This window comes from Mesorhizobium sp. RSR565B, from assembly GCF_054719465.1.
In genome coordinates this window covers 4,898,433-4,923,120 of sequence record NZ_JBTTIE010000001.1, presented here as the reverse complement: position 1 = coordinate 4,923,120, position 24,688 = coordinate 4,898,433, and the positions used below count along the sequence as shown (strand labels likewise).

The 24,688-nt window shown below is 62.9% G+C and carries 23 protein-coding genes; 4 read left to right on the top strand and 19 right to left on the bottom strand.

The annotated features are described in order from the left end of the window. Window positions 1–41: 41 nt before the first annotated feature. The 10 genes from ACYG9R_RS23570 to oiaX all read right to left on the bottom strand — a co-directional run bounded on the left by ACYG9R_RS23570 (window position 42) and on the right by oiaX (window position 12,567). On the bottom strand, window positions 42–983 hold the full coding sequence (locus ACYG9R_RS23570; RefSeq protein ID WP_081726801.1) for a D-ribose ABC transporter substrate-binding protein: 942 nt from the start codon (window positions 981–983) through the stop codon (window positions 42–44). A gap of 39 nt (window positions 984–1,022) precedes the next feature. Then, window positions 1,023–2,156: an ABC transporter permease gene (locus ACYG9R_RS23565; protein ID WP_023823025.1), complete on the bottom strand. Its 1,134-nt coding sequence runs from the start codon at window positions 2,154–2,156 to the stop codon at window positions 1,023–1,025. A gap of 25 nt (window positions 2,157–2,181) precedes the next feature. Next, window positions 2,182–3,720, bottom strand: coding sequence for a sugar ABC transporter ATP-binding protein (locus tag ACYG9R_RS23560; protein ID WP_023741518.1), 1,539 nt, complete (start codon window positions 3,718–3,720; stop codon window positions 2,182–2,184). Further along, window positions 3,717–4,367 carry a DUF2291 domain-containing protein gene (locus tag ACYG9R_RS23555; RefSeq protein WP_023691086.1) on the bottom strand — a complete coding sequence of 217 codons (651 nt, stop codon included), beginning with the start codon at window positions 4,365–4,367 and terminating at the stop codon, window positions 3,717–3,719. The genes ACYG9R_RS23560 and ACYG9R_RS23555 overlap by 4 nt, the downstream gene beginning before the upstream one ends. Before the next feature lie 27 nt (window positions 4,368–4,394). After that, a complete protein-coding gene (locus ACYG9R_RS23550) occupies window positions 4,395–5,408 on the bottom strand; it encodes a sugar-binding transcriptional regulator (RefSeq protein ID WP_023823026.1) in 1,014 nt (337 codons plus the stop codon). 327 nt (window positions 5,409–5,735) lie between these two features. Beyond that, on the bottom strand, window positions 5,736–7,448 hold the full coding sequence (locus ACYG9R_RS23545) for a glycerol-3-phosphate dehydrogenase/oxidase (RefSeq protein WP_023823027.1): 1,713 nt from the start codon (window positions 7,446–7,448) through the stop codon (window positions 5,736–5,738). Next, a complete protein-coding gene (locus tag ACYG9R_RS23540; RefSeq protein ID WP_023823028.1) occupies window positions 7,445–8,221 on the bottom strand; it encodes a DeoR/GlpR family DNA-binding transcription regulator in 777 nt (258 codons plus the stop codon). Before ACYG9R_RS23540 ends, ACYG9R_RS23545 begins: the two co-directional genes overlap by 4 nt. Next, on the bottom strand, window positions 8,218–9,741 hold the full coding sequence (locus tag ACYG9R_RS23535; protein ID WP_023823029.1) for an FGGY-family carbohydrate kinase: 1,524 nt from the start codon (window positions 9,739–9,741) through the stop codon (window positions 8,218–8,220). The genes ACYG9R_RS23540 and ACYG9R_RS23535 overlap by 4 nt, the downstream gene beginning before the upstream one ends. A gap of 236 nt (window positions 9,742–9,977) precedes the next feature. Then, window positions 9,978–11,312, bottom strand: coding sequence for a four-carbon acid sugar kinase family protein (locus ACYG9R_RS23530; protein ID WP_023823030.1), 1,335 nt, complete (start codon window positions 11,310–11,312; stop codon window positions 9,978–9,980). A gap of 4 nt (window positions 11,313–11,316) precedes the next feature. Beyond that, complete coding sequence (oiaX, locus tag ACYG9R_RS23525; RefSeq protein WP_023823031.1) at window positions 11,317–12,567, bottom strand: 3-oxo-isoapionate-4-phosphate decarboxylase OiaX; 1,251 nt, start codon at window positions 12,565–12,567, stop codon at window positions 11,317–11,319. Between the two features lie 187 nt (window positions 12,568–12,754). Here oiaX and ACYG9R_RS23520 point away from each other — a divergent pair, with 187 nt between their 5' ends. After that, on the top strand, window positions 12,755–13,468 hold the full coding sequence (locus ACYG9R_RS23520; RefSeq protein WP_023691079.1) for a transcriptional regulator NanR: 714 nt from the start codon (window positions 12,755–12,757) through the stop codon (window positions 13,466–13,468). A gap of 1 nt (window position 13,469) precedes the next feature. Here the strand turns inward: ACYG9R_RS23520 and apnL are convergent, their stop codons facing one another. The 9 genes from apnL to ACYG9R_RS23475 form a co-directional block, all read right to left on the bottom strand. Continuing rightward, complete coding sequence (gene apnL / locus ACYG9R_RS23515) at window positions 13,470–15,308, bottom strand: D-apionate lactonase (RefSeq protein ID WP_023823032.1); 1,839 nt, start codon at window positions 15,306–15,308, stop codon at window positions 13,470–13,472. Next, on the bottom strand, window positions 15,305–16,339 hold the full coding sequence (locus ACYG9R_RS23510; protein ID WP_023823033.1) for a Gfo/Idh/MocA family protein: 1,035 nt from the start codon (window positions 16,337–16,339) through the stop codon (window positions 15,305–15,307). Before ACYG9R_RS23510 ends, apnL begins: the two co-directional genes overlap by 4 nt. Before the next feature lie 2 nt (window positions 16,340–16,341). Continuing rightward, a complete protein-coding gene (locus ACYG9R_RS23505; protein ID WP_023823034.1) occupies window positions 16,342–17,406 on the bottom strand; it encodes an ABC transporter permease in 1,065 nt (354 codons plus the stop codon). Further along, entirely contained in the window at window positions 17,403–18,950 is a 1,548-nt protein-coding gene (locus ACYG9R_RS23500; RefSeq protein ID WP_023823035.1) for a sugar ABC transporter ATP-binding protein, read from the bottom strand. The genes ACYG9R_RS23505 and ACYG9R_RS23500 overlap by 4 nt, the downstream gene beginning before the upstream one ends. After that, window positions 18,947–19,591: a DUF2291 family protein gene (locus ACYG9R_RS23495; RefSeq protein ID WP_023823036.1), complete on the bottom strand. Its 645-nt coding sequence runs from the start codon at window positions 19,589–19,591 to the stop codon at window positions 18,947–18,949. The genes ACYG9R_RS23500 and ACYG9R_RS23495 overlap by 4 nt, the downstream gene beginning before the upstream one ends. Before the next feature lie 91 nt (window positions 19,592–19,682). Further along, complete coding sequence (locus ACYG9R_RS23490) at window positions 19,683–20,624, bottom strand: D-ribose ABC transporter substrate-binding protein (protein ID WP_023823037.1); 942 nt, start codon at window positions 20,622–20,624, stop codon at window positions 19,683–19,685. Window positions 20,625–20,947: 323 nt separating this feature from the next. Continuing rightward, on the bottom strand, window positions 20,948–21,775 hold the full coding sequence (locus ACYG9R_RS23485) for a phosphogluconate dehydrogenase C-terminal domain-containing protein (protein WP_023823038.1): 828 nt from the start codon (window positions 21,773–21,775) through the stop codon (window positions 20,948–20,950). Window positions 21,776–22,183: 408 nt separating this feature from the next. Then, complete coding sequence (locus ACYG9R_RS23480; RefSeq protein ID WP_023805419.1) at window positions 22,184–22,564, bottom strand: hypothetical protein; 381 nt, start codon at window positions 22,562–22,564, stop codon at window positions 22,184–22,186. 136 nt (window positions 22,565–22,700) lie between these two features. Next, window positions 22,701–22,928: a KTSC domain-containing protein gene (locus ACYG9R_RS23475; protein ID WP_023691072.1), complete on the bottom strand. Its 228-nt coding sequence runs from the start codon at window positions 22,926–22,928 to the stop codon at window positions 22,701–22,703. Between the two features lie 148 nt (window positions 22,929–23,076). Between ACYG9R_RS23475 and ACYG9R_RS23470 the strand changes: the two genes are divergently transcribed. From ACYG9R_RS23470 to ACYG9R_RS23460, 3 genes are all read left to right on the top strand, one after another. Then, on the top strand, window positions 23,077–23,673 hold the full coding sequence (locus tag ACYG9R_RS23470) for an alpha-ketoglutarate-dependent dioxygenase AlkB (protein WP_023672616.1): 597 nt from the start codon (window positions 23,077–23,079) through the stop codon (window positions 23,671–23,673). 64 nt (window positions 23,674–23,737) lie between these two features. Continuing rightward, on the top strand, window positions 23,738–24,124 hold the full coding sequence (locus tag ACYG9R_RS23465) for a hypothetical protein (protein ID WP_023730737.1): 387 nt from the start codon (window positions 23,738–23,740) through the stop codon (window positions 24,122–24,124). A gap of 77 nt (window positions 24,125–24,201) precedes the next feature. Then, a complete protein-coding gene (locus ACYG9R_RS23460; protein ID WP_023823039.1) occupies window positions 24,202–24,636 on the top strand; it encodes a cupin domain-containing protein in 435 nt (144 codons plus the stop codon). Window positions 24,637–24,688 lie beyond the last annotated feature (52 nt).

Below are 24,688 nucleotides of genomic sequence, written 5' to 3'. Positions count from 1 at the left end.
AGCCAGGGAGTGTCCGCGAAGGACACCCCCTGAGCAGGTTTTTATTCCGACAGCACGAAGGGTGCGGTGTACTTGTCCACATTGTCCTTGGTGATGAGCAGGCAATCGAACAGTTGCTTCTCGCTGGTGGCGCCGGTAGCGCCCGTCTTGATGAACGAGTCGGCCTGCTGCACGGCCTTGGCCGAGAAGATGGCCACCGGCTGAAGCACGGTGTACTGCAGTTCGCCGGACTTGATGGCCGCAACCGCATCCGGGGAGCCGTCAAAGCCGCCGACCTTGATGCCGGCGAGCTTGCCGGCTTCCTTCAGCGCCGCAACCGCGCCAAGCGCCATTTCGTCGTTGCCGCTGATCACCGCGATGATGTCGGGATTGGCCTGCAGCATGCTCTGCATCTTGTCGTGTCCCTGGGTACGATCCCAGTTGGCGACCTGCGAAGCGGCCTTTTCGAGATCCGGATACTGGCTCAGCACAGTCGCGTAGCCGTTCGAGCGCGTGGCGGCGTTGTTGTCCGAGGGGGCGCCGAGCAGTTCGACATACTTGCCCTTTTCACCGACCGCCTGCACCCACTGCTGGGCGCCGAGAGCCGCACCCTGGGCGTTGTTGGAGACGAGCTGTCCCTTGGCAAGACCTTCCTGGTTGATCTCGGCATTGACGAGGAAAACCGGGATGTTGGCGGCAATCGCCTTCTTCACCGCGCCGACCGAACCATCGGCATTGGCCGGGTCGAGGATGATCGCCACCGACTTGTTGGTGATGGCGGTGTCGATCAGATTGCTTTCGGTATTGGTGTCGCCCTTGTGGGCGGCGACGTTGGCCGTATAGCCAAGCTTTTCGGCTTCGGCCTTGGCGACGTTGCCTTCGGTCAGCCAGTAGGGGTTGGCCGGATCGTTGACGATGATCGAGATCAGGCCCGCGGCCGATGCGGCTGCGCTAAACCCGACCACCATCGCGGCGGCAAGCAAACTTCTAAGCACGATTTTCATGTACATTCCTCCAATGATTTTACGCGGTCTTGCTGCCAGTCAGCTGGCATTCTTCCCTTGGGCAGGATTGGCCGGTTCGGCCTTCCCCCGTTTCTGAGAAGTCGGTTGGCCGCCCGTCGAAGCTGGAAGCTTGCTACGGCGGCGATACTGAACGGCATTGAGGAGCACGGCGAGCACGATGACGGCGCCGGTGAACACTGTCTGCCAGTAGGATGAGATGCCGATGATCACCAGACCATCGGATAGGAAGCCGATGACGAAGGCTCCGAGCAAGGTGCCGCGAATGTTGCCGCGCCCGCCGGTGAGTGCGGCGCCGCCGATGACCACGGCGGCGATGGCCGTCAGTTCGTAGGTGGTGCCGGCGGTCGGCCCGGCCGAGGTCAGCTGCGAGGACAGGATCAGGCCGGCAATGGCGGCGCAGATGCCCGACAGCACATAGACCGAAATCTGCACGGTCTTGACCGGAACGCCGGAGAGTTCGGCGGCGCGCTCATTGCCGCCCGAGGCGTAGAGCCAGCGTCCAAAGGCGGTGCGGTTCAGGACGATGCTGCCGATCAGCGCGATAACCGCCAGCACCACCACGCCGGTCGGCACGCCGAACAGACGGTTGAAGCCAAGCGCGTCGAAACCGGTGTTGCCCAACTCCGGCTTGCCGCCGAGATTGTTGTAGGTCAGGCCGCTGGTCATCAGCAGTGCCAGGCCGCGCGCCATGTACATGACGCCGAGCGTGGCGACAAAGGCCGGAACCTTGAACCGCGCGATCAGCACGCCGTTGATCAGCCCGACAGCGGCGCCCAGCATGCAGGCCAGCACCGCGACCACCCAGACCGGCGGATAGAGAACGACGCCGAGCCAGGTCAGCGTCACGCCTTGCATCAGAAAACCGGCGACGACGCCGGCAAGCCCGAGCGTCGACCCCACCGACAGGTCGATGCCGCCATTGAGGATGACGAGCAGCATGCCGATGGCGAGAATCCCGAAGATGGCGACATGCGAGGCCATGGTCAGGAAATTCGCCACCGAGAGGTAATAGGGCGACAGGATCGAGAAGACGACAATGATGACGATCAGGGCAAAGAAGGCCCGGCCTTCGAGCAGCAGCTTGGCCACGTCGAAGCCCTCGCCGCCCGCATTGGGGCTGGACTGTTTGCTGGCCTGGCTGACATCGCTCATGGGTCGGGGCTCCGAAATTCTATGGTCAGGCGACCACGGCTTCGCCGGAGGCGGCCATGATCTGCTCTTTGGTGGCGTTGGCGCCGAATTCGGCTGAAATCTTGCCGCGCCGCATCACGACGATGCGATGGGCGATGCTGAGGCACTCATTGACCTCCGAAGTCGAGAAGACGACCGCCAAGCCTTGCGCGGCGCGCTCGCTGAGCAAGCGAAAGACTTCGGCCTTGGCGCCGACATCGATGCCGCGGCTCGGCTCGTCGAGAAGGATGACCTTGGGATCTGTCGTCAGCATCTTGCCGATGACGACCTTCTGCTGGTTGCCGCCCGACAGCGACCCGATCATGGCGTTGCCGCCCGCGGTCTTGATGGTCACCTTGCGGATCGAATCGTCGATCAGTGCGCGTTCCCTCGGCCGGGAGAGGAACAGGCCTTTCGCGAACGCCTCGATGCTGGCAAGCGACAGATTGCGGCCGACGGTCATGGTCTGAACCAGGCCATCGCGCTGGCGATCCTCGGGGACCAGAACCAGACCTCGGGCGATGCGCTGGGCAATGGTCAGCCCCGAAACGTCCTCACCCTCCAGCAGCGCCCGCCCGCCCGCCATGGGCACACGGCCGGCGACGGCCTCCAGCAATTCCGTGCGGCCCGCGCCCATCAGCCCATAGATGCAGACGATCTCGCCCGCTTTGACATCCAGCGACAGATGATCGACGACGTAGCCTGAACCCGAAGCGTCGGTGACGCTGACATCCTCGATCGAAAGCGCCACCGCGCCGAACTCGTGGCCGGTCGGCGGCGAGCCGAGATCGAAATTCTCGCCCACCATGTTGCGGACGATCCATTCGAGGTCGATGTCCTTGGCCTCGGCCGTTGCCGTGATCGCCCCGTCACGCAGCACGACGGCGTAGTCGGTGATCTGCAGCGCCTCTTCGAGGTGATGCGAGATGTAGACGATGGAGACACCGCGGCTGGTCAGATCGCGGATCACCTTGAACAGCACCTCCACCTCGGTCGCACTGAGTGCGGAGGTCGGCTCGTCCATGATCAGGATGCGGGAATCGACCGACAGCGCGCGTGCGATCTCGACGATCTGTTGCTGCCCCAGGCGCAGGTCCTCGACCAGGGTCATCGGATCGATGTCTTCTTCGAGGTCAGCCATCAGCGCCCGCGCCTGGCGCGCCTCCTCGGCGAAGTCGAGGCCGGTTCTGGTGCGCAGTTCGCGGCCCATGAAGATGTTGTCGCGAACGCTCAGATTCGGCGCCAGGCTGAGCTCCTGGTGGATGATCGAAATGCCGCGATCGCGCGCGTCCGAAGACGAGGCAAAGCTGACGAGATTGCCGTCGAGCACGATGTCGCCGGATGTCGGCGTCACCACGCCGGACAGGATCTTCATCAGCGTCGATTTGCCGGCGCCATTCTCTCCGAACAGGGTGGTGACCTTGCCGCGATGGATGTCGAAGTTGACGCCCTTGAGCGCGTGGACGCCGCCATACGACATGACGACATTGCGCGCCGAAAGCACGGCATCGCCAGTCGCGGGTTCTGTGCCGGCAGTCATTGTCATTTGACGTCCAGCCTCACCGGTGTGACCAGCCAGCTCTTCGGATTGACCAGCTTGAAGACGCCGACCACCGCTATTGTCTTGCCGGTCAAGGCACTGGTATCGACTTTCGCCAGCACCTCCTTCTTCATCTCGTTGTTCAGCGCCGAGCCGGCGTCCTGATACTCGATCTGGTTGGTGAACTGACCAAAGGTGATCTTGCCGGTGGCGTCGCGAAGCTCGGTTCCGTTGATCGCCGGCCCAGTCTGTACGCGGACGGTCAACGTGTCCGGCAAACCGTCGACGGCGACCTTGTAGATGCCCGATTTTCCCTCGCCGACGACGCCGGTGAACTTGACCGAGATGACCGGTCCGACTCCCGCCGGCACGCCATATTCCTTTTCGGCCGTCGCCCTGTCCTTGGCGATCGCCGTCGCCACCGTCGCGGCGTCGGCGGCACGCGCTTCGACATCGGCTTGCACCTTGGGGAATTCAGATTTGCCGTAGTCGGCGGCCGAAAACACGGCGTTGCGAACATCGCCGGCAGAGCCGATCTTGATCACCTTGGTGTCGAGCGCCATGGCGCCGAGCAGAACCAGAGCCGCGGCGCTGGCAAGGACCCGGCGCAGGTTGGGCGAAGCTTGCCGGGCGGTGGCAGCCTTCGCGCTCATGATGCAACCACCAGTGATTTTCCGTTGTCACGCATTCGAAGTTCCTCCGTTCACGCGGCGCTTCGCGGCCCCGGCTGCGTCGTCGAGCTCGACCAGCGCGCGGGCCGTGCATTCGTCGGTGATCAGGCCGCTGAGATAACGGCTTTCGAGTACTGCCTTGATGGCGCGCACCTTCACCTTGCCGCCGGCGACGGCAACGATCCTGCGGCCCTTCAACTGATCGCGCGGAAGCGCCAGTATTCTTTCCGACAGGGCCGTTTCGACCGGACGCCCCTTGTCGTCGAAGAAATGCGCCAGCAATTCACCGACGCCGCCGTCCCGCTTGACCTCATCGATTTCGGAAGGCTCGATCATGCCGGTGGCGACCAGCGACGCCTCCCGCTCGGCCGTGCCTATTCCGACGAACATCAGGTCGGACCGGCTGGCGAGAGCGAACACATCGCTGATGCCGCGTTGGCCAAGCAGCACTTCACGGTCCTCGGCGGTATTGGCGACAAAAGGCACCGGCATGACGAAAGCCTGCGCGCCGGTCCGCTCTGCCAGGCGATGCATGACGTCGTGCGGGTTGGCGGCGAATTTGCGCGTCACGCCGCCAAGCAGCGAGACGAACCGGATGTGGGCAGCAGTTGTGCGCGTCAGATACTCGACGCTGGCCGCAAGCGTACGGCCATGGCCGACGCCGATCAGCATGTCTTCGCCGCGATCGATTTCGCGCTTCAGGAACTGGGCGCCGGCAATGCCCAGCCCCTTGAGCGGCAGTTCGTCCTGATCGAGATCGGGAACCACCTCGCAATAGTGGAGCCCATAGGCGGCGATCAGGCGCTGTTCCAGGTCGACGCATTCGGCGACGTCGCCGTCGATGAAGACCCTAACCAGACCTTCCTGGTTGGCCTTGGTGATCAGCCTATGCGCCTTGAGGCTGGTCAGGCCAAGCCGCTTGGCCACCTGGGCCTGGGTCAGACCACCGGCATAGTGCAGCCAGGCCGCGCGCGTGGCGAGGCTGGACTCATGGTCGCGGTTCGCGGATCCGCCGGAATTCAAGCCATTCCCTCCCCAGGGTGATAATATTATCTCTGTGTGCAAAAATTTTCATACCTTTGCATCGCTGTCAATCCCTCCGCAGATGGTAGCCTTCAGCCGACGTTCGGCAGCCAACGCGCCTATTAGAAGGTAAGCATATAATATGACCATATGGCAGCGTTATTTTAACGTCAATTTGTGTTATCTCAGCCAGGTGACGGCATGAACCCGTAGGGGCCGGCAAAATTCCAATCCGGGTTCAAAATGGGAAGGTTGATGCACACGGCGCAACAAGGGCAAATCGATCGGATTGCCTCAGGAAAAGCTAAGGTGTCGGCGATGGAGCGATCAGTCCAGCCGCATCAGATTCCTGCCCTCGAGCTCGACAACAGCGGCTTCGACCTCCCGCGCGAGGCGCTCGGTGCTCCACCCCAACGCCCGCCCGGCGATCGCGGCAATCTCCGTCAGGTCGCGGCTCGTCAACGAGCCGCCTATCGCCAACGTGCTGCGGCGCATAACGACATCGGCCAGATGTTCGACGAATTCCTTGCGCACGATGTAGTCGATTTCCGCCTTGCCGTAGCCGTCCGAGTCCGGCAGACGACCCTCATCATCCGACCCATGCCTGGCGATCTCAACGGCTCTGGTCCCGTAGCGCGACAGCAATTGATCAAGGCGCCCTTCCCCGGCGCCTGTTGCCTGCTGTGCCTCGGCCAGCCAGTCCGCGCGGGCCGGGGCGTTGGCCGGGAAATCCCTCCCGCCGCCGATCGGCATGGCTCGCGTCGTCACCTTGCGGCTGCGCTGCAAGCGCTTGAGTACGGTATCAGTGACTTCCTCGGCAAAGCCGCGGAAGGTCGTCCATTTGCCGCCGACCAGTGAGATTACCGCAAAGGGCCTGTCGCCGTCCGGCTCGGCAACCGGCGCCGAATGATCGCGGCTGATCAGTCCGGGCGTCGCGGCTTCAGACGTCGGCAGCGGCCGGATGCCGCTATAGGCGTAAACGATCTGGTCGCGCTCGAACGCCATGCCCGGCAAAAGCGTTCGCACGCTGTCGAGCAGATAGTCGACTTCTTCGGGTTCGCAGCGCACCGCGTCGGGATTGTCGGCCTTGATGTCGGTCGAACCGACCAGCGCCAGGCCGAGATAGTCGTAGACTAGGCAGATGCGGCCGTCATCGGCCTCGAAATAGAGCATGCGCCCGGCCAGGCTTTCGACCAATTCGTCATGCTTCAACAGGATGTGCGACCCTTTGGTGCCGCCGATCATCTTCGACGGCGCGCCAAGCAACGCATTGACGTCGTCGATCCACGGGCCGGCGGCGTTCACCACCAGCTTCGGCCGTACCGAAAAGGCCGCGCCGTTTTCCGGCTGGAAGGTGAGCACGCCATTGGCTGAAGCCGCCAGTGTCGTGTAGTTGGCACCGGCAGACGCCGCGTGGGCCGCCAATCCGTCGAGGATCAGTTCCAGCACCAGCCTTTCCGGGTGACTTATCTTGGCGTCGTAGTAGGTGCCGGTGGCGACGATCGCCGGATTGAGCGCCGGCATCTCGCCAAGCGCCTGCCGCCGCCCGACCATGCGGTGGCGCGGCATGACCTGGTTTCGTGAACCGTAGAAATCGTAGATCATCAAGCCGATCTTGATCAGTATGGCGCCGCGGCTGCGCGGCGCGCTGGTCGAGCCGAACAGCGTTCGCAACGCCGCGAGCATGCCCTTGCTCCACGAGAAGATCGGGATGACGGTCGGCAGCGGGCTGACATAGTGCGGCGCGTTTTGAAGAAGCAGATTGCGTTCGAGCGTCGACTGCGCCACCAGCCCGAACTCGCCGGTCTCGAGATATTTCAAGCCGCCGTGGATGAGCCTCGACGGCGCGGCACTGGTGCCCGAGCCGAAATCCGCCTTGTCGACGATCAGGCAACTGACACCTTGCGCGCACAGATCGCGAAACAGCCCTGCCCCGTTGATGCCGGCGCCAAGAATGACGACGTCGACCTCGCCGGTCCCGGCCACCGCGGCGAGACGCCCTGCGGGATTGTCCGCCCCTGCTCCGTCTGTTCGGCTCATAGCGCTTTCGTCTTGACGATGCGCAGTTTCACGCCGGCCCGCTCGAGGCTCTGCGCCTGCGCATCGCCGAGGCCCTCGGTCACCAGCACGGCGTCGAAACTGGTCAGATCGTCGAAGACATGCAGCGCGATCCGGTCGAATTTTGCGTGGTCGACCAAAAGGATGCGCTTCACGGAGGCGGTCATCATCGCCTGCTTGACCCGCACGACATTCGGATCCTGGATGAAGGCCGTGGTTCCGGTGACGGCCGAAGCCGAACAGATCAGCACATTGGCGCGCAACTGCGCCACGGCGTTCTCGCAGACGATGCCGATATAGGCATTGTAAGTGGGATGATACTGGCCGCCGAGGCAGATGAAATCGATATCGTCCACATTGATCAATTGGCCCGCCGTCGAGACGCTGTTGGAAATGACGGTCAGCGGCTTGACGTCGAGCAGCAGCGTCGCGACCGCGTTTGCCGTCGATGAATCGTCAAGCATCACCACGTGGCCGGCCTCGATATAATCCAGTGCCGCCCGCGCCAGTGCATCCTTCTCGGCTCGATTGACGGTCACCCGGTAGCGGAAAGCGCTCTCGTAGAGGCCGGAAGGCTGGACCGTCACCGCACCGTGCAGCTTGCGCAGCACGCCCTGCTGCGCCAGCCGGTCGATATGCCGGTGGATGGTCATGCGCGACACGCCGAAATGCTCGACCAGATCATCGATGCGCACCTGGCCGAGCTTGATCACATAATCGGCGATCTCTTCGCGTCGTTCGTCGGCCTTGGTCATGCGTCTCCCTTTGGCCGCGCCAGTCTTTCGATGTCCGGCCAATGCGACTTCAGTTGCTCGGCTATGCGGCAGTAGAGCGAAAACCGCTCATTGAACACAGCACTGGAGGCGGGCACGGGTTGATACGTCCGCTCCGTCATCCCGACCTGCCTGGCGCCCTCTTGCGGCGTCTTGAACAAGCCGACCGCGGCACCTGCGCAAAGCGCGGCACCGAGGGCCGCGGTCTCATCCGTCGAGGTGACGGTGACCGGGGCGTTCAGCACGTCGGCAAACATCTGGACGAAAGCAGGATTACGCGAACCGCCGCCGGTCAGGCGGATCTCGCTGACGGCAAAGCCGTCGCGCAAAGCCTCGACATGGGTGCGGTGATTGAAGGCGATGCCTTCCAGAACCGCCTTCAGCATGTCGCCGCGATTGTGCCAGCCATGCAGGCCGACAAAGCTGCCGCTGGCCAAATCGCCATAGGGAGAGCCGAACAGATAGGGATGAAACAGGATGGTCGAAGGCTTCTTCAACGCCGCGTCGATCTCTCCCGCCAGCAATTCGTGGAGGGAGCCGCCATCCGTCCTGTCCTGCTCCGCGCGGCAAAGCGTGTCGAGAAACCAGTCGTAGTTCGCGGTCGAGGCCGGCGAGATCGACATGTTGTTCCAACGGCCCGCGTCGATGGCGTTGCGGCAGAACCAACGCCGGTCGACGCGCGGTTGCGAAGAGACGACTTCATTGATGGAATAGGTGCCGGCGACGATGGCGAGCACGCCGTCTTCATGGCCGCCCATGCCAAGCGCCGAGGCGGCCACGTCGTGCAGGCCGCAGGCGACCGGTGTTCCCTTGCGAAGGCCGGTCCTTTCGGCGGCATCGGCTGTGACTTGACCGGCGATGTCAGCGGAATGCGCCACCGGCGGCAGCGCGTTGAACAGATCCTCCAACCCGAAGATGCGCAGCGCTTCAGGCGCATAGGCTTGCGTGCGAAAATCCGTGAATGAAGTGCTTGCCTCCGTGCGGTCGGTGCCGATCGTGCCGCTCAGGCAAAAGCGCAGCCAGTCCTTGCAGGCCAGCACATGGCCGATGCGGCCATAGCGATCAGGATCGTTCTGCTTGAGCCATGCCAGCAGCGCCGACGGCGCCGAAACATGCGGCGTCTGGCCTGTCGTCGCCAGCGCATCGGTGAAAACGGTACCGGCGGACCACCTGTCGACAATGTCGCCGGCGCGGCTGTCGAGCGACAGGATGCCTGGTCCCAAAGGCTGACGATCATGATCGAGCAGATAGAGACCATCGCCATGCGCGGTCGCCGCCACCGCCTTGATGTCTTCCGCCGGCCTGCCGGAGAGCGCGATCGCCTCCTTGATGGCGTCGGCGGTTGCTTGCCACAGGCCTGACATGTCGCGCTCCACCCAGCGCGCGTGGGGCATCGATTGCGGCACCCGGCGACGGGCCACGGACAATTGCGTGCCGTCGGCATCGAAGATGACCGCCTTGGTGACCGTGAGGCCGTTATCGATTCCGAGCAGGCTGGGCATGATCACCGCCTCTTTCAGCAATTGGCGATTGCTACAGGGCGATCCTGCAGTCTGATGCAAGGGCGAAACACATGGCGACAACCCCGATAGAGCAAGGCGGATAAATGGCAAAAGTACCTTGCCCCGACAAAACACCCATATCTTTATGTGAATTTAACGTCAACATGCGCGACAAAAACCGCTACGGCGCCGTTAGAGGGCATGAATGGATCTCGCGGTTGCCAGGCGACGCATAATCAGCTGCTAAGGCCGTCACGGATGGCGCTGAAATAGCGGTCGGTTCCAACCTGCCCGCCCTTGAGTGCCACCTCCAGCCCATCGATCGCCTTGACGCGCGAGTGAGCGACGCAAAGCGGCGAGCCCGGCGACGCCGGCAACGGCATCCGCACGGTCAGCGCATCGACACCCATCTGGCCGAGCGCGTGGCTCGACGTATCGCCGCCGGCAACGACCACGCGCTGCAACTTCTGCTCGATGGTCAGCGCGCGAAGCAGTTCGCCGAGGCCCCGCCCGAGCTTGTGGCGGGCGCCTTCCTGGCGGTCGATTTCGCCCCCCCTATCGGCCGCGGGTCCAAGGGCCGTGTAGAGAACGACGCTGCGCCCGGCTTCCAGACTGGCGCGACCGGCTGCCGTCGCGCGTGCGATCGCATCTCCGGAAGCTTGGGAGATCAGTTCGACGGGATCGACCTCGATGCCATCGAAGCCGTCGGTCAAAGCGTGCCGGATCTGTCGTTCGGTCGTCGGCGAACAACTGCCCGAGACGACCGCGATCCGGTCGGCGGCACCCGGCGGTGAAAATTTTGGTTCAGCTCTGACCGTCCCGTTCGACACCCATTCGGCCAGCAGCGCATATTCGATCCCGGACGAGCCGACGACGAACGAAGCGCCCGGCTTGCGGGCGCGCCATATCTCCTTGCCGGCAAGCGTCTGCGTCTCGAGGCTGTCGACATCGACAAGTACGATGTCGGTGCCCTCAGCGAGCAAGCGGTCGAAGGCTTTTGAGCGCGACGCCGACTGCAACGTCGCGAGATCGACCAGCCCCGACGTGAGCTCCGTCTGCCGCGACAGATGGATCAGCAGGTCGGATTCATCCATCGGCGTCGTCGGGTGGCGGCTCATCACCGGATGGCGGTCGATGCGGAAATACTTGTCACGATAGGCGGCGAACAGATGGCCGAAGGCAGTGTAACGCTTGAGCTGCGGCGCCCCGACCAGCAGCGGCACGCTGTCCTGAGCGAAAACCGAGCGGCCGATCTCGATGGCGCGACCGATGCTGCCGATCGTCGGACTGGAATCGAAGGTCGAGCAGACCTTGTAGTGACAGATCGCGGCATTCAGCGCCTTCAGCCAGGCGAAAGCGTCGGTGAGATGCGTGTCCATCCATTGCGGGGTTTCGCTGCGGCTGGTGCCGGCCAGGCCAATGGCTCGGCAATGTGCGAACTGCGCAAGCATGGCCGCGTCCGGCTGGCGCATGAACAGCACGGTCGGCACGCCGCCGAGTTCGAGCGCTTCCATGACGTCGGTCGAACCGGTGAGGTCATCGCCATAATAGCTGAGAAGCAGATCTTGCATCGCTTCAGGCCGCTTTGCCGTCGCCGAACTTTTCGATCGACCGCGCCAGTTCGGGATGGCTCAAGGCGAACTCCGCCAGCGGAATGCCGTCGACCGCCGCCTGCCAGGCTTGCTGCACGGCACGCACCCCGGCGCCCGGTCCATCCGGATGGCTGACGATGCCGCCGCCGCACAGATAGAGCAGATCGACGGTCCGGCCGGTCCGTTCATAGGTCTCGGGCGCTTGCCCGCCCCATTGGCCGGAGCCCGCCACAGGCAAGGCGCAATCCTCAGGCGCAAAAATCGGCGTCGTCACCGCCTTGAAGGACTCGACGAAAGACGCGTCCGGCTCCCAGTATTTCGATTGGATGCCGTTGATCTGGAACTGGTCGACGCCGAGCAGCCGCCAGAACTGTTGCCAGACCTTGAAGTTCATACCGAGGCCGGGATGGCGGGTGAGGATGTCCCAGCCGTTGCGATGAGCGTGAAGCACCAGGCTGGAGCGTTTTCTCAAAAAAGCCAGGCCACCGAAACCGACGGAGTTGATGTTGACCACCGCGCAATTTCCGCCGGCCTTGGCCACCAGATCGTGATTGCGCATCATCTCGTCCGGGTCGGCATGCGAGATGCCGAAGGCATACATCACCTTCTTGCCGGTCCTCTGCTCGTGGTCGAGGATCAGCGGCATGATTGCCTTTACCCGCTCCGCCAGCGGCGAATAGGCTGGGCTCATCAGCTTCTCATCGTCCTTGATGAAATCGACACCGGCGGCGATCAGCTCGCCCACCATCGCGGCGGTCTCGGGGGGCCGCAGCCCCAGCGCCGGCTTGACGATGGTGCCGATGATCGGCCGATCCGTGACACCTGTCAGCCTGCGGCTGCCGGCGACGCCGAATTGCGGACCTGGATGCGCGCCGCGGAATTGCTCCGGCAGCTTCATGTCGACAACGCGAATGCCGGTTAGGCCCTTGATCGAATAGGCGCCGCCGATGGCAATGGTCATCAGAGCCGACAGGTCGTGGCCGATGGCATCGAATGGAAAGGCGATGTCGACATCCGCGCGCTTGAACGGCCCGTTACCGGCCTCGGGAATGGAGGGGCGAAGTGCGTCCGGCAGGTGCCGAATGGCCAGGACACGCGCGGCCACCCGGGCTTTCAGTTCCTCGGTCTCGCCGGGCAGCGCGACGAAGGTTCCAGTCGACTGGTCGCTGGCGATCTTGGCTGCCAGCGTCTCGATGCTGCCTGATGTCTCGATCCGGTAGGTGAGCGTGATCATGGTTCGTTGTCTGAGGCCGCAGGGGGGTCGAAAAGAGTTCCTTCATCGTCGAAATCTGGTATAATGAGTACATAAGCTTTGCAAGTGATATCCTGTCTTGCGGCTATGGCCGATGGCGGCGACGGCCATTCCGGGAACAGCTGCGGCAGTGCTAGATAGACACAGGTCAAGGGAGTGATTCGCGACGATGAACCGTTCGGAGCCGATCGTCCGGCGCAAACTTTCCGACGAAGTGTTTTTGCGGCTGAAGCGCCTGATCACCAGCGGAGAATTGACGCCGGGCGACGACATGCCGTCGGAGCGCGAGTTGATGGAGCGCTTCGAGGTCGGCCGTCCCGCGATCCGCGAGGCGATGCAGGCGCTGAGCAATATGGGCCTCGTCGCGATCTCGCATGGGGAACGCGCCAAGGTGCTGCAACTGACCGCGAAGTCGATCATCAAGCAGGTCGATGGCGCAGCCAAGATCATCCTGTCGTCGTCGAAGGACACGCTGGAACACCTGAAAACCGCGCGCATCTTCTTCGAGCGCGGCATGGTCAGGGAAGCCGCCGAAAACGCCACCGCCGAGGACGTTCAGCGGCTACGCGCCACCGTTGCCGAACAGCGCGGTTTTCGCGGCGATTCCGAGGCCTTTATCTCCGCCGACATGAAGTTTCATACCCAGATCGCGGCGATCTCCGGCAACCCGATCTATGTCGCCGTGAGCGAAGCGATGCTCGGTTGGCTGAAGGAATATCACACCGAAATGCTGATCTGGACCGGCAAGGAACAGTTCACGCTGACCGAGCATGAAGAGATCATCGGCCGCATCGAGAAGAAGGATGCCGACGGCGCCGAGAAGGCGATGATCAAGCATCTCGAGCGCTCGCGCGCGCTTTATGTGATGAACTCCGGCAACTGATTCAGCCGATCCGCGTGATCGCGTAAGGGGTCATCACCAGTTGGCCTCGGCCAAACGCTGAGATGTCGACCGTCACGTCGTTCGCCGTCAGGTTCGCCAGCCACGCCACGGTCTTGCCCGAAGCGGAGCGGCCGGCCAGCGCCAGCACCTTCGTCTGATCGCTCGTCCTTGCCGCCACATGCGCAAGGCCGGCCAGTTCGCAAAGCCCCTTGATGGCACCGAAGATCGGCCGAGGCGATCCTTCCGCGACGGGTTCGCCGGATGCTGCGAGCACGCCGAAGGGCCCGGCGAAGCCGGACAGCGTGAGCAGTTCCAGCCCAGCCGGCGCCACGCGCGCGGCATAGCCGATCGCCCATGCGGCTGCGAAGAGGCCGGCATGGCGAGGGTCGTGATCGGCCATGGCGATGCGCTGTCCCCCGGGATTGCCCTTGGTCGCGCCGCCATAGGGGTTCTGGCGCATGGCGATCGTCGACGGACCGATGCGGTAAGGCTTTGCCCCGAAGATCGCCCGCGCCGACGCGGTGATGAAGGGCAGCGCCTCCAGTGACTGCATGACGCTGAGATCGTCGGCGGCGTGCACGATCGGGCACGTGCAGTGGGTGACGAAATCGAGCAGGCCCCCCGGCACGCGCTTGCGGTTGAGCTCGGTGAAATAGCTGAACATGCCGCCACCAAGCCGGATATCGGGAAAGGCGCGCCGCGCCGCGTCATAGACGTCTTCGAGCGGCGGACAGTCCGGCCACGCACTGCCCGGCGGTGTCGACTGCCGGTCAACCGAAGGCGAGACGGCAATGGCCGAAAGCTTCAACCCGGCTTGACGCACCATGTCGGCAACGCCTGACAGCTCGGCATCGAGGTCGCCCGCGCAGGCAACGACGCATTCCAGCGTCGTCTGCACCGGATAGGCGGCGGTGAGCCTTGCATAAGACTGCAATGCTTCGAGACCGTGGCCGCGCGTCGGATCGTAGTGGAAGACAAGTTGCTGCGGGCCGAGCTCGGTCAATGTCGAAAGATTTGCGAGCGCTGCTTCGACCTCGTCCGGGTAGATGATCACGCCGAGATCCGGCAGCCTCTGCCCGGTCTCGCCGAGTTCGACGCTGACCGGTTCGGCGGCAGATGCTGCGGCCGGCATTCCCCCCTCGCCGGTGATGCGAAGGCTGACCGTCTGGCTTACAGTTTGGCCGGCCGGCAGCACATAGGGCCAAGGCAGCGCCAGTGGCCGCACATAGGTCTTGTAGGACGCGTCCGACCAGTTGCGCTGGTCCTCCATCTCGAAAGTGTCGCCCTCCATCCGGCATTCGGCAGTGATGCCCGGCCGGACCTCATGGGTGATCGCGCGCAAATCCCTGAAAGGCTGCCAGGGATCGATCAACAGCGGCAGTTTCGTCGCCACCACGCTGCCGTCGGTATGCTCGACCGTGACCGGGCTGCCGGCGAGGCCGGCGATCGGATGCAGGACGCAAAAACCGCAGCGATTGGTCTCGAAATCGCTTTCAGGGACCGCGCTGACGTCGAACACTAGGTGACCGTTGGCGGAGCCCTTGATCGTAGCGCGAAAGTCGAGCCGGCTTCCGCCCGGTGCTAAGCAAGTTGCGGAGTAGCTGACGGAGAAGCTGTCGGCGTCCTGATCGACGGCAAGGTCCGTCAGCGCCGGTTCATAGGTGCCCCAGTCGCGGTCGCGCACGATGTAGGCGATGGCGCGCAGCACTTCGATGCCGCCGTAACGGATGGTGCGCAGGCTGCCATTGACAAAGTCGGCGCTGAGCAAGCCCGCACTCAGCCTAACCGGCTCGGCCTCGACCACGCGTGTGCCGTATAGGAGGAAGGCGTCGGCTGTCATGTCAGCAAGCCATCCAGGTGGACAGGTTCGTGGCTCGCGGCGCCCAGATAGGCCGCCTCGACCAGCGCGAATGTCTTGAGATTGTCGGCGCCCGAGGTCGTCGGCTCGGTTCCCTTTGCCAGGCAGTCGACCCAGTGTTGCTGGATGGCGACGACGCTCTCCTGGATGTTGTGCCATGGGCGCGATGCCCAGGCGAGTACGGGCGGCGAAACGTCGGTGATCTTCGTGCCGCTCCTGCCGGTGACGGTGAGCCGATATCCCTGCGCCAAGCGGATCGTGCCGTCGCTGCCGTCGATCTCGATCAGCGTTTCGGGAAACGGTTCGGTGGCGAGCTTCGTCGCGTAGCTACAGTCGACCACTGACGTCGCCCCGCTCTTGTGGTCCATCAGCATCGTCGCGACATCTTCGCCCGCGATGCCGGGGTTGATGCGCGCGGTTCGCGTCGTGATCGTCGACACGTCGCCCAGTAGAAAACGGGCGATGTCGAGACTGTGGATACCGAGGTCCTCGATGATGAAGCGCTTTCCCTTGGCGAGATAGGGCTGGCCGGAAAACACGTCATAGGCAGAGCGGAAGGAGATGCGCCCGAAGAACGGCGTGCCGATCTCGCCGCTGTCGAGCACGGCACGCACCGCCTGGATCGCCGACTGCCAGCGAAAATTCTCATGCACCATCAGCGGTACGCCGGCTTCCACGCAGGCCCTCACCATCGCCTTGGCGTCGGCAAGCGTCGGCGCGAACGGCTTTTGGCAAATCACCGGCACACGGTGCAGCGCCGCCATCTCGACCAGCGGACGATGGCTGGGAACGGTAGTGGCGATATCGACGAAGTCGAGGCATTCGCTTGCAAACATCTCTGCCGCGTCGGTGTAGCGCTTCGCAATGCCGAACTGGTCGCCGATGATGCGCAGCCGCTCCGGGTCGCGGTCGCAAATGGCGACCATCGCGGCGCCTTCAATGTCGCGCCAGGCATGCATCTGGTTGATGGCAAAGAAGCCGCAGCCGATGAGCCCTCCCCGCAACTCCGCCATGCTCAGCCTGCCTTTGCCATCTGCATCAGCGTCACCCGGCTCTGCAGCCGGCGCTGCGCCTGGTCGACGACGACGGCGACGATGATGACAAGGCCCTTGATCACCATCTGCCAGAAGGAACTCACGCCCATCATCACCAACCCGTCCGAAAGAATGCCGATGACGAAGGCGCCGACAATGGTGCCGCCGATCGTGCCGCGCCCACCCGACATCGAGGTGCCGCCGAGCACCGCCGCCGCAATGGCGTTGAGCTCGAAACTTTCGCCTGTTGCCGGGTGCGAGGCCATCAATTCGGACGAGATGATCAGGCCGACGATCGCCGCGCAGAAGCCGGAGAACATGTAGACGAACATTTTCACCATGTTGACACGAACGCCCGAAATTCGCGACGCCCGTTCATTGCCGCCGACGGCGAAGATGTGGCGGCCGAGCGGGGTGTATTTGGCGAGGTAGGCCGCCGCCAGCGCAACGACGATCAGTATCCAGATCGCCACCGGCAGGCCGAGCAGCCGCCCGGCGCCGAGGAAACCAAACCCGGTGGTGCCAAGCTCCGGCTTGCCGACGAGGTTGGGGAAGGTGCGGCCGTCCGACGACAGCAACGCCAGGCCGCGCGCGACATAGAGCACGCCGAGCGTGGCGATGAACGGCGCGACGTTCAGCCTGGTGATCAGCAGTCCGTTGACGGCGCCGATCAATATGCCAACCGCCAGCGTGATCAGCGCGATCTCGACGACGTTGAAATAGATGGTGTAGCCGAATTGCAGGTCGATGCCGTTGAGCACGAAATAGCCGGCGACCATGCCGCACAGGCCGACGATCGAGCCGACTGAGAGATCGATGCCGCCGGTGATGATGACGAAGGTCATGCCCATGGCGAGGAAGGCGTTCAGCGCCACATGTTTCGACATCAGGATCAGGTTGGCGGTCGACAGGAAATTCGGCGCCGCGATCGAGAAGAAGACCAAGACGGCGATCAGCGCGATGAAGGTCCTCGCCTTCATCAGCGTCAGCAGCAGCGAGCCGCTCGAGACGGAGGGGGCAGCCGCCTTGGCCGGGATGTCAGTCATGGGTTCTCCGTGTGCGGGGCCGGTCCGTGGCCAAGTGCCGAGGCGGCGACAAGGGCTGCCTCCGTCGCCTCGGCGCGATCGAACATGCCGGTCAGTTTTCCGTTGCTCATCACCGCGATGCGATCGGACAGCGCCATCACCTCATCGAGATCGGAGGTGGCGAACAGAATGCCGAGCCCGTCTCGCGACAGTTTGCGCATGGTGCGAAAGACGTCGGCCTTGGCGCCGACATCGATGCCGCGGCTGGGCTCGTCCATCAGCAGCACCTTCGGCCCGGTGAGCAGCGCCTTGCCGATTACCACCTTTTGCTGGTTGCCGCCCGACAGCGATGAGACCTCCTGCGCCGGGTCGGCGACCTTGATCGCCAGTTCCCGCACCATCTGCGTCACCGCCTGCTTCTCTTGGCCGCCGCGAATGTGAAACAGGCGGACAAAACGCGACAGGCTGGCCAGTGTCAGATTGCTGGCGACGGAGAGGATCGACACCAGCCCTTCGCGTTGGCGGTCTTCGGGGATCAGCGCCAGCCCGCGCCGGATACGCCGCGTCGTGTCGCGCTCCTTGACCTTTTTGCCGGCGATGAAGATCGCGCCGGTAGCCTGGCCATGGCGGCCCATGATGCAGTCGAACAGCTCGCTCCGCCCGGCGCCCATCAGGCCGTATATGCCGAGGATCTCGCCGGCGCTCAGCGACAGCGAGACGTGATCGACCGCCAGCCCGCCGGTGGCGCGCGGCAGGCAGATGTCCTCGGCGCGGAATATTTCTTCGCCGGGAACATGGCCGTCGGCCTTGGCGAAATCCTTGGCGTCGGAGCCGATCATCTGCCGCACGATCCACCGCGTGTCGACGTTTTTCATCTCTTCCTGGCCGGTGATGTGTCCATCGCGCAGCACCGTGATGTAGTCGCCGATGCGGATCAGCTCTTCCAGCCGGTGCGAGATGTAGACGATCGCCACGCCGCGCGCCTTGAGGTCGGCGATCACCTTGAACAGGATCTCGACTTCCGCCGCACTGAGCGCCGAGGTCGGCTCGTCCATGATCAGGATGCGCGCATCGAGCGAAACCGCCTTGGCGATCTCGACCAGCTGCTGCTGGCCGATGCGCAGATCCTCGACCAGCATGTCCGGTCGGATCCCGGCCTGCAGGCGTTCGAGAAATTGCGCCGCACGGCGCTCCTGTTCCTTGCGGTCGATCTTGCGGAACCGGTTGGTGATCTCGCGCGTGGCGAAGATGTTCTCGGCGACGGTCATATTGCCAAACAGGTTCAGCTCCTGGAACACCATGCCGATGCCGCGGTTCACCGCGTCGCCCGAGGACGAGAAGGAGACCTCCTCCCCTTCCAGGAGGATCCGGCCGAGCGTCGGCTGTTCGACGCCGGCGATAATCTTCATCAGCGTCGATTTGCCGGCGCCGTTTTCGCCGACCAGCACATTGACCGCCCCCTTGCGTACCTCGAAATTCGCGCGCTTGACCGCGACGGTGCCGGAATAGACCTTCGAGACGTCTTCCAGCTTCAAGACGACATCGTGAGCAACCGCAGCGCTCATGGCTTCGGCCCGATTTCTGCCTCCGCCGGCGTCACCAGCGGCAGGTCCTGGCCGTTTTCGAGCGTATAGGCGCCGAGGACCTTGGCGGTCCGGCCTTCCAGCGCGTCACGCGGCAGTTTGGCAAGCACGGCCTTGACGGCATAGGCGTTGAACGCCTTGCCGAACTGGGCGAAGTCGATCTGGTTGGTAAAATCGTTGAACTGGATGAAATCGAGACTGTCGCGCAGCGCGGTTCCGCGCATCGCCGGTCCGATCTGTACCCGCGCATCGGCCTTGCCGTCGCCGTCGACATCGACATCCATGGTCGCTGCCCGCGACTGCGTGTTGGCGGCGATGATCTTGCCCTCGACGCGAACCGCGAAGGTCCATGGCGAATTCGCCTGCTTCTTCGGATTGCCATATTTGGCGCCAGCGGAAGCAGGATCGGTTTTCGCCAGAGCGTGGACCTCGGCAAACGGCCCGGCCTTCTGCTGGAGGTAAGGCACGACCTTCGCCGCCCAGATCTCCTCGACCATCTTGTCCGGATTGAAGACGGCGGCATTGCCGCTGCCCCCCGAAGGGGTCGGGAGGATCTTGCAGGCGGTCAAGCTGATGCCGAGTATCACGGCAAGGATCGGCCAGGTCGGCTTGTTGTTCAGCATGATGGCTTGTTGAGCATGTGATCAATACCCACGGAAAATGCCGACGAGGGACGACCCTTGGGTCGCCCCTCGCTGTTCATGTCACGCCGGCTCAGTTGGTCAGCGCAAACGTTTCCAACTTGGCAGCATTGTCACCATTGACCAGGACGCAGTCCATCAGCTGCTTTTCCTTGGCCGGCGACTTCTTGTTCTTGATGAAGTCGTTGGCCTGCTCGACCGCCATCTGCGCCTGCGCATAGGCCGGCTGCAGGACGGTTGCCTTGATGCCGCCCGCGGTGATGGAGTCGCGCACGTCATTGGATCCGTCGAAGCCGACGACGATGACGTCCTTGCGGTTTGCCGCGACCAGCGCCGCATAGGCGCCCATCGCCATCGTGTCATTGCCGGAGATGACGCCCTTGATGTCAGGGTTGGCCTGCAGGATCGATTCCATCTTGGCGTAAGCCTCGGTCTGGCTCCAGTTGGCCGATTGCTGGGCGACCATCTTCAGGTCCGGATAGTCGTCGATGACGTCATGATAGCCCTTCGAGCGGATGCCGGCATTTGTGTCGGATTCCTTGCCGACCAGCTCGACGAAATTGCCCTTCTCGCCCATCAGCTTGACGAATTCCTGCGCACCGAGCTGGGCGCCCTGGTAGTTGTTGGAGACGATCTGCGCCACGGCGACGCCGGTGGCGTTGATCTCGCGATCGATCAGGAACGACGGCACGCCCGCGTCCTTGGCCTTCTGCACGGCAGCGACGGTGGCGTCGGCGCCGGCATTGTCGAGGATGATCGCCTTGGCGCCGCGACCGATCGCCGTGTCGATCAATTCGGACTGCTTGTTGGCATCGTCGTCATGGACGAGCACCAGCGCTTCGTAGCCGAGTTCCTTGGCCTTGGCTTCGGCGCCGACGGCTTCCGCCTTGAAGAACGGATTGTCATGCGAGGGCGTGATGATGGCAATGAGGTCGGCCGCATAGGCGGGCACCGCCGTGCCAAGCGCCAGCATGCCGGCGAACGCCGCAAGTGTCATTCTGCGTGTGAGTTTCATGATGTCCTCCCGTTTGAAAAATTGCCTTGATCAATCAAGGCCTCTGCATTCGAATTCGTCGCGCAAAGCGGGCCGCCGATCGGTTCAGGCTGAATGCCAGTGCGGGCTTCCCAAACGATCGCTGCTCCCTCGCCGTCCCTCCACTCGCCCAGGCTTCGTACTTCCCGCGAACCCTTGCCCAAGCCATCAACAGCTAAGCCAACTGGTATGATGAGTCAATCACTAATTGAGGTGACATGTGCCCACTGAGCAAAAACAATGTGTGTCATGGCGGGTGTGTCGAGCCACCGAGGCGCTCCGGCAAGCCCCCGACTCGGCCTTTCTCAGGTAATGCGCCGAATGCTCGCGGCGATCTCTTCCGGCTCGAACACCCGCTTCCAGTCGTCGCGCATCAGCACCGGCTTACCGAATTCGATCGCCTTGTTGCAGGCGTCGGAGAACACACCCTTGGTCTCGCCGAAAATGACGGCGCCGAGCACGTTCATATGGCCGAGCAGGAAATCGAGCGCCGCCTGTTGGTCGACGCCACGCGCGACGACCTCGTCGACGGCTTCCTTCATGACGACAAGCAGTGATGCGCACACCGTCTCCGATAAACCGGGCTCCAGCAGCGCCATCTGCTCGACGGTGACACGGTGCGAGCGCATGACCGGCGCCCAGATGATTTTCGCGACCGCCTCGCCCTTGGCGTAATCCGCTTCCGGTCCCTGCATCAGCGCGCTGACCATATGCTGCTTGGCCTTGACGCCGCCAAAATAGTCCTTCTTGGCCGCCATGTCGGTCTCGTCGTTGAAGATCGGCGGATGACAGGGATGGGTGACGAAATAGGTCAGGTCCGGCCGGTTGGGCAGATGGCCGGCGAAGGGTGCGGCCGCATCGAGCACTATCACCATTGTGCCTGTCGCCAGTTTGCTCTCGATATCAGCCGCCACCTTGCCGATATGCGTGTCGGGAACGGCCAGGATGACGATATCCGCCCCGTCGAGCGCCGCATCGGCACTTACCGCGTCAAGGCCCAGTCCGGTCTTCAGCCGCTCTCGGCCGGCCTCGCTGACCTCGACATGGCGTACCGTGTAGGGCGATCCGCGAAAATTGGTCGACAGTCGGTAGCCCATTTTGCCGCCGGCACCGAGCAGCGCAATCGTCGTCATCTATCCCTACTCCCGCTTTAAACGACGGCCGCGCCGATCGTCATGTTATTAACTGGTATAATCACCTTACCACGAATTGAGGAGTTGAACAGGGCTTTGATGAGCGGCTATACGGCGCCCGTTTGGATTCCGTCCGCACGATTTCCGCGGTGGCGGCCGAGAATTCAACCAAGCCAGAGCGCCGTTGCCTTTCCAGACGTTCGATTCCCGCGTTAGAAGCCTCCAGGTCCATTTTCGCGGGGGCTCGGTCGCGAGGTGACGGTGGGAGCAAGGCGAAGCGCGTCCGCGCGGTCCGGTCGCGTTTTCGGGCCGTGAGTTCTCGCGGCGATTTGGCGAAGGGCTATAGAGAGCGCTTCGCGGGGGTTCCGGCGAGCCAAATCACTTCTAGTCGATCATGCCGACAATTATTTACCGGTAGCTTCCCGGGTCCTTGGCTTTCTCCGCCCGACAGCTGTCCGTGCGTTGCGCCGCCGTGCGGAAAGCGCCTTCATAAAACCTGATGGCTCTCTTGAATTTGGGGGGATTGGGCATCAGGTGTTTATCTTGCACATCGTACAAGATGTATATCGCCGTTATTTTGGATTTTCCGTCTGGAGTCAGCTGCAGCGCCGGGCATCGCGTCGTAACGGCGATGACGTTAGCTGACCATGTTACGACCAATTTCAACTGGGCGTCGGACAGCCCGGCCAGATAGTTGATGTTTTTTTGATAGGCAGGGTCGATGTGTTGTCGATTATCTTTTGCAGACGCAGCGGAAGACAGGACACCTACCACGCCGAGTATAATCAATATGCATTTCAAAAGCTGCCTCCCCCAATGTTATGGCCATCTCGACCACGGCATTGTCCGTCCCCACAAAGCAGGTTGAAACAAGTCAATTCGAAAAGCAATTGGGGTTCGCGACCTTATACGGATCACCGCACCTTCAGAACCCGGTTGCTCGCGGACGCCCTTCTTCAACCAAGTGAAACCGGTAGCGGTCGCGCACGAACTCGTTGAAAAATTGCCCTTTCGAGAAGGCGGCCCGGAACGCCGCATAGGTCTCGGGCTCGACCTCTTCATAGTCGTAGCGGGCTCCGCTCGGGACGAACCAGACCGAGAGGATTTTCGTCGACGGGTCGTAATGGGTGTTGCGGATGGCGGTGGACGGCATGTCGAAATCCTGCTTCGTCCCCAAATCTTTCGCCCCAAATCCTGCTTCGAACATGCGTAATGCCGCAACGATGCGGAGGTTCCGACAGGGAGGCGCACCACAACGCCGAATCTTGCCCGGGTGGCGAGGCTTCCTATCTCTCCGTCAGATGGCACAGACGAAATCCAGTACAACAGCGTATGCCAGCCAGGGCGATCTCTTCGGCGCGGCCGACACGCTGCCGGAAGGATTTTCTTACCGGCCTAGCCTGATCACAACGGACGAAGAGGCGGAACTGGTCCGTCACCTCAATGAACTGTCCTTCAAGCCGTTCGATTTCCACGGCCACCTTGCCAACCGGCAGGTCGCCGGCTTCGGCTGGCGCTACGACTACGACCGGCGCCAGGTCGTCGAAGCGCCGCCCATCCCGAAATTCCTGCTGCCGCTTCGCGACAAGGTCGCGGATTTTGCCGGCAGGCAGGCCACGGAATTCGCGCAAGTGCTCATCAACGAGTATCGGCCGGGCGCGGGCATAGGTTGGCATCGCGACAAGCCGCATTTCGATCTCGTCGCCGGCGTCTCGCTGCTGGCGCCCTGCAGCTTTCGGCTGCGCCGAAAAAACGGCTCGAAATGGGATCGCAAGACGATCGAGGTTCAGCCGAGATCTGTCTATCTCATTGACGGCCCGGCGCGCCACGAGTGGGAGCACAGCATTCCGCCGGTCGCCGGGCACCGCTATTCGATCACGCTGCGCACTCTGAAATAGGCCACACTCCAAGCCACGCAGCAGCCGCTCTGGAAGACCGAGCGCAGTTGTGCTTCGATCGCACATGAGCGTGGATCGCAGCAGAGTTTTGGTTACCCGCGTGGCGCTCTTTCTGTGGGCATGCCTGTCCTGCGTTCTGGCTCTGCAGTGGCTCGTCGACCTTGGCATGGTCGGCTTTCCCGACGGATACATAACGCCCTATGCCCGAGCAACGAGCACGCTGTTGCATGTCCTTGTCTGGGCATGCCTGGCTCAAAGTCTCTACTTCGCTTGCCGAGCCTTGTTTGGCAAACGCTTCGAGCCTGCTCCTCTCTTCCTGCAAATCCTGATCGCCGCCGCACTGACTGTCGTGCCGGTATTCATCGTAAAACACTGTCCGCGGTCCCAGGTATGCAGCAACATCTATGAAGCGCTCACGAATACGATGATGGACGACGGCACCGGCGGATGACGTTGTGTCTCCAGTAACTGACGAGAGATAGAAGTTTGGCGTCGCGCCGCGCGGTGGCGGTAGAACCTGGAGGAACCATGCGAAAGATTCTGGCATCGATGCTGCTGTTCGCGGCAGCGCTATCTGCAAACCCCGCTCGGGCGCTGGACAGTACCATCCCGCCGGTTGTCGTCACACCGCTTGCCGATCGCAGCCAGACGGCGTCCGGCCAGCCGATCGTGCTGCCGCAGAAAAACGTCCAGGTCCTGGTTTCAGCCTATGACATTGCGGTCGGCGCCACTCTGCCGGTGCACAAGCACCCGTTTGCCCGCTACGCCTATGTCGAGGCCGGGACACTCAAAGTGACGAATGTCGAGACCGGCAACAGCAACACCTACAAGACGGGCGATTTCATCATCGAGATGATCGGCCAGTGGCACCAGGCCACCAACATCGGCGACGGCCCGGTCAAGCTGCTGGTCATCGACCAGGTCGAACAAGGCGCCAAGAACACGGTGCTGCAGAAACAATAGATCTCTCGCTACGGACCTAGGCAGGGTTGCCGGGCTGGCCCAAGCAGCGACT

Bases quoted from the DNA above. Each gene is read 5' to 3' on its own strand.
- ACYG9R_RS23555 (WP_023691086.1), bottom strand. From the start codon at position 4,367: ATGAGCGCGAAGGCTGCCACCGCCCGGCAAGCTTCGCCCAACCTGCGC.
- ACYG9R_RS23530 (WP_023823030.1), bottom strand. From the start codon at position 11,312: ATGCAAGATCTGCTTCTCAGCTATTATGGCGATGACCTCACCGGTTCG.
- ACYG9R_RS23495 (WP_023823036.1), bottom strand. From the start codon at position 19,591: ATGCTGAACAACAAGCCGACCTGGCCGATCCTTGCCGTGATACTCGGC.
- ACYG9R_RS23500 (WP_023823035.1), bottom strand. From the start codon at position 18,950: ATGAGCGCTGCGGTTGCTCACGATGTCGTCTTGAAGCTGGAAGACGTC.
- ACYG9R_RS23485 (WP_023823038.1), bottom strand. From the start codon at position 21,775: ATGACGACGATTGCGCTGCTCGGTGCCGGCGGCAAAATGGGCTACCGA.
- ACYG9R_RS23470 (WP_023672616.1), top strand. From the start codon at position 23,077: ATGGCACAGACGAAATCCAGTACAACAGCGTATGCCAGCCAGGGCGAT.
- ACYG9R_RS23490 (WP_023823037.1), bottom strand. From the start codon at position 20,624: ATGAAACTCACACGCAGAATGACACTTGCGGCGTTCGCCGGCATGCTG.
- ACYG9R_RS23545 (WP_023823027.1), bottom strand. From the start codon at position 7,448: ATGAGCCGAACAGACGGAGCAGGGGCGGACAATCCCGCAGGGCGTCTC.
- ACYG9R_RS23475 (WP_023691072.1), bottom strand. From the start codon at position 22,928: ATGCCGTCCACCGCCATCCGCAACACCCATTACGACCCGTCGACGAAA.
- ACYG9R_RS23535 (WP_023823029.1), bottom strand. From the start codon at position 9,741: ATGCCCAGCCTGCTCGGAATCGATAACGGCCTCACGGTCACCAAGGCG.
- oiaX (WP_023823031.1), bottom strand. From the start codon at position 12,567: ATGATCACGCTCACCTACCGGATCGAGACATCAGGCAGCATCGAGACG.
- ACYG9R_RS23560 (WP_023741518.1), bottom strand. From the start codon at position 3,720: ATGACAATGACTGCCGGCACAGAACCCGCGACTGGCGATGCCGTGCTT.
- ACYG9R_RS23540 (WP_023823028.1), bottom strand. From the start codon at position 8,221: ATGACCAAGGCCGACGAACGACGCGAAGAGATCGCCGATTATGTGATC.
- ACYG9R_RS23465 (WP_023730737.1), top strand. From the start codon at position 23,738: ATGAGCGTGGATCGCAGCAGAGTTTTGGTTACCCGCGTGGCGCTCTTT.
- ACYG9R_RS23510 (WP_023823033.1), bottom strand. From the start codon at position 16,339: ATGGCGGAGTTGCGGGGAGGGCTCATCGGCTGCGGCTTCTTTGCCATC.
- ACYG9R_RS23570 (WP_081726801.1), bottom strand. From the start codon at position 983: ATGAAAATCGTGCTTAGAAGTTTGCTTGCCGCCGCGATGGTGGTCGGG.
- ACYG9R_RS23520 (WP_023691079.1), top strand. From the start codon at position 12,755: ATGAACCGTTCGGAGCCGATCGTCCGGCGCAAACTTTCCGACGAAGTG.
- ACYG9R_RS23565 (WP_023823025.1), bottom strand. From the start codon at position 2,156: ATGAGCGATGTCAGCCAGGCCAGCAAACAGTCCAGCCCCAATGCGGGC.
- ACYG9R_RS23505 (WP_023823034.1), bottom strand. From the start codon at position 17,406: ATGACTGACATCCCGGCCAAGGCGGCTGCCCCCTCCGTCTCGAGCGGC.
- apnL (WP_023823032.1), bottom strand. From the start codon at position 15,308: ATGACAGCCGACGCCTTCCTCCTATACGGCACACGCGTGGTCGAGGCC.
- ACYG9R_RS23460 (WP_023823039.1), top strand. From the start codon at position 24,202: ATGCGAAAGATTCTGGCATCGATGCTGCTGTTCGCGGCAGCGCTATCT.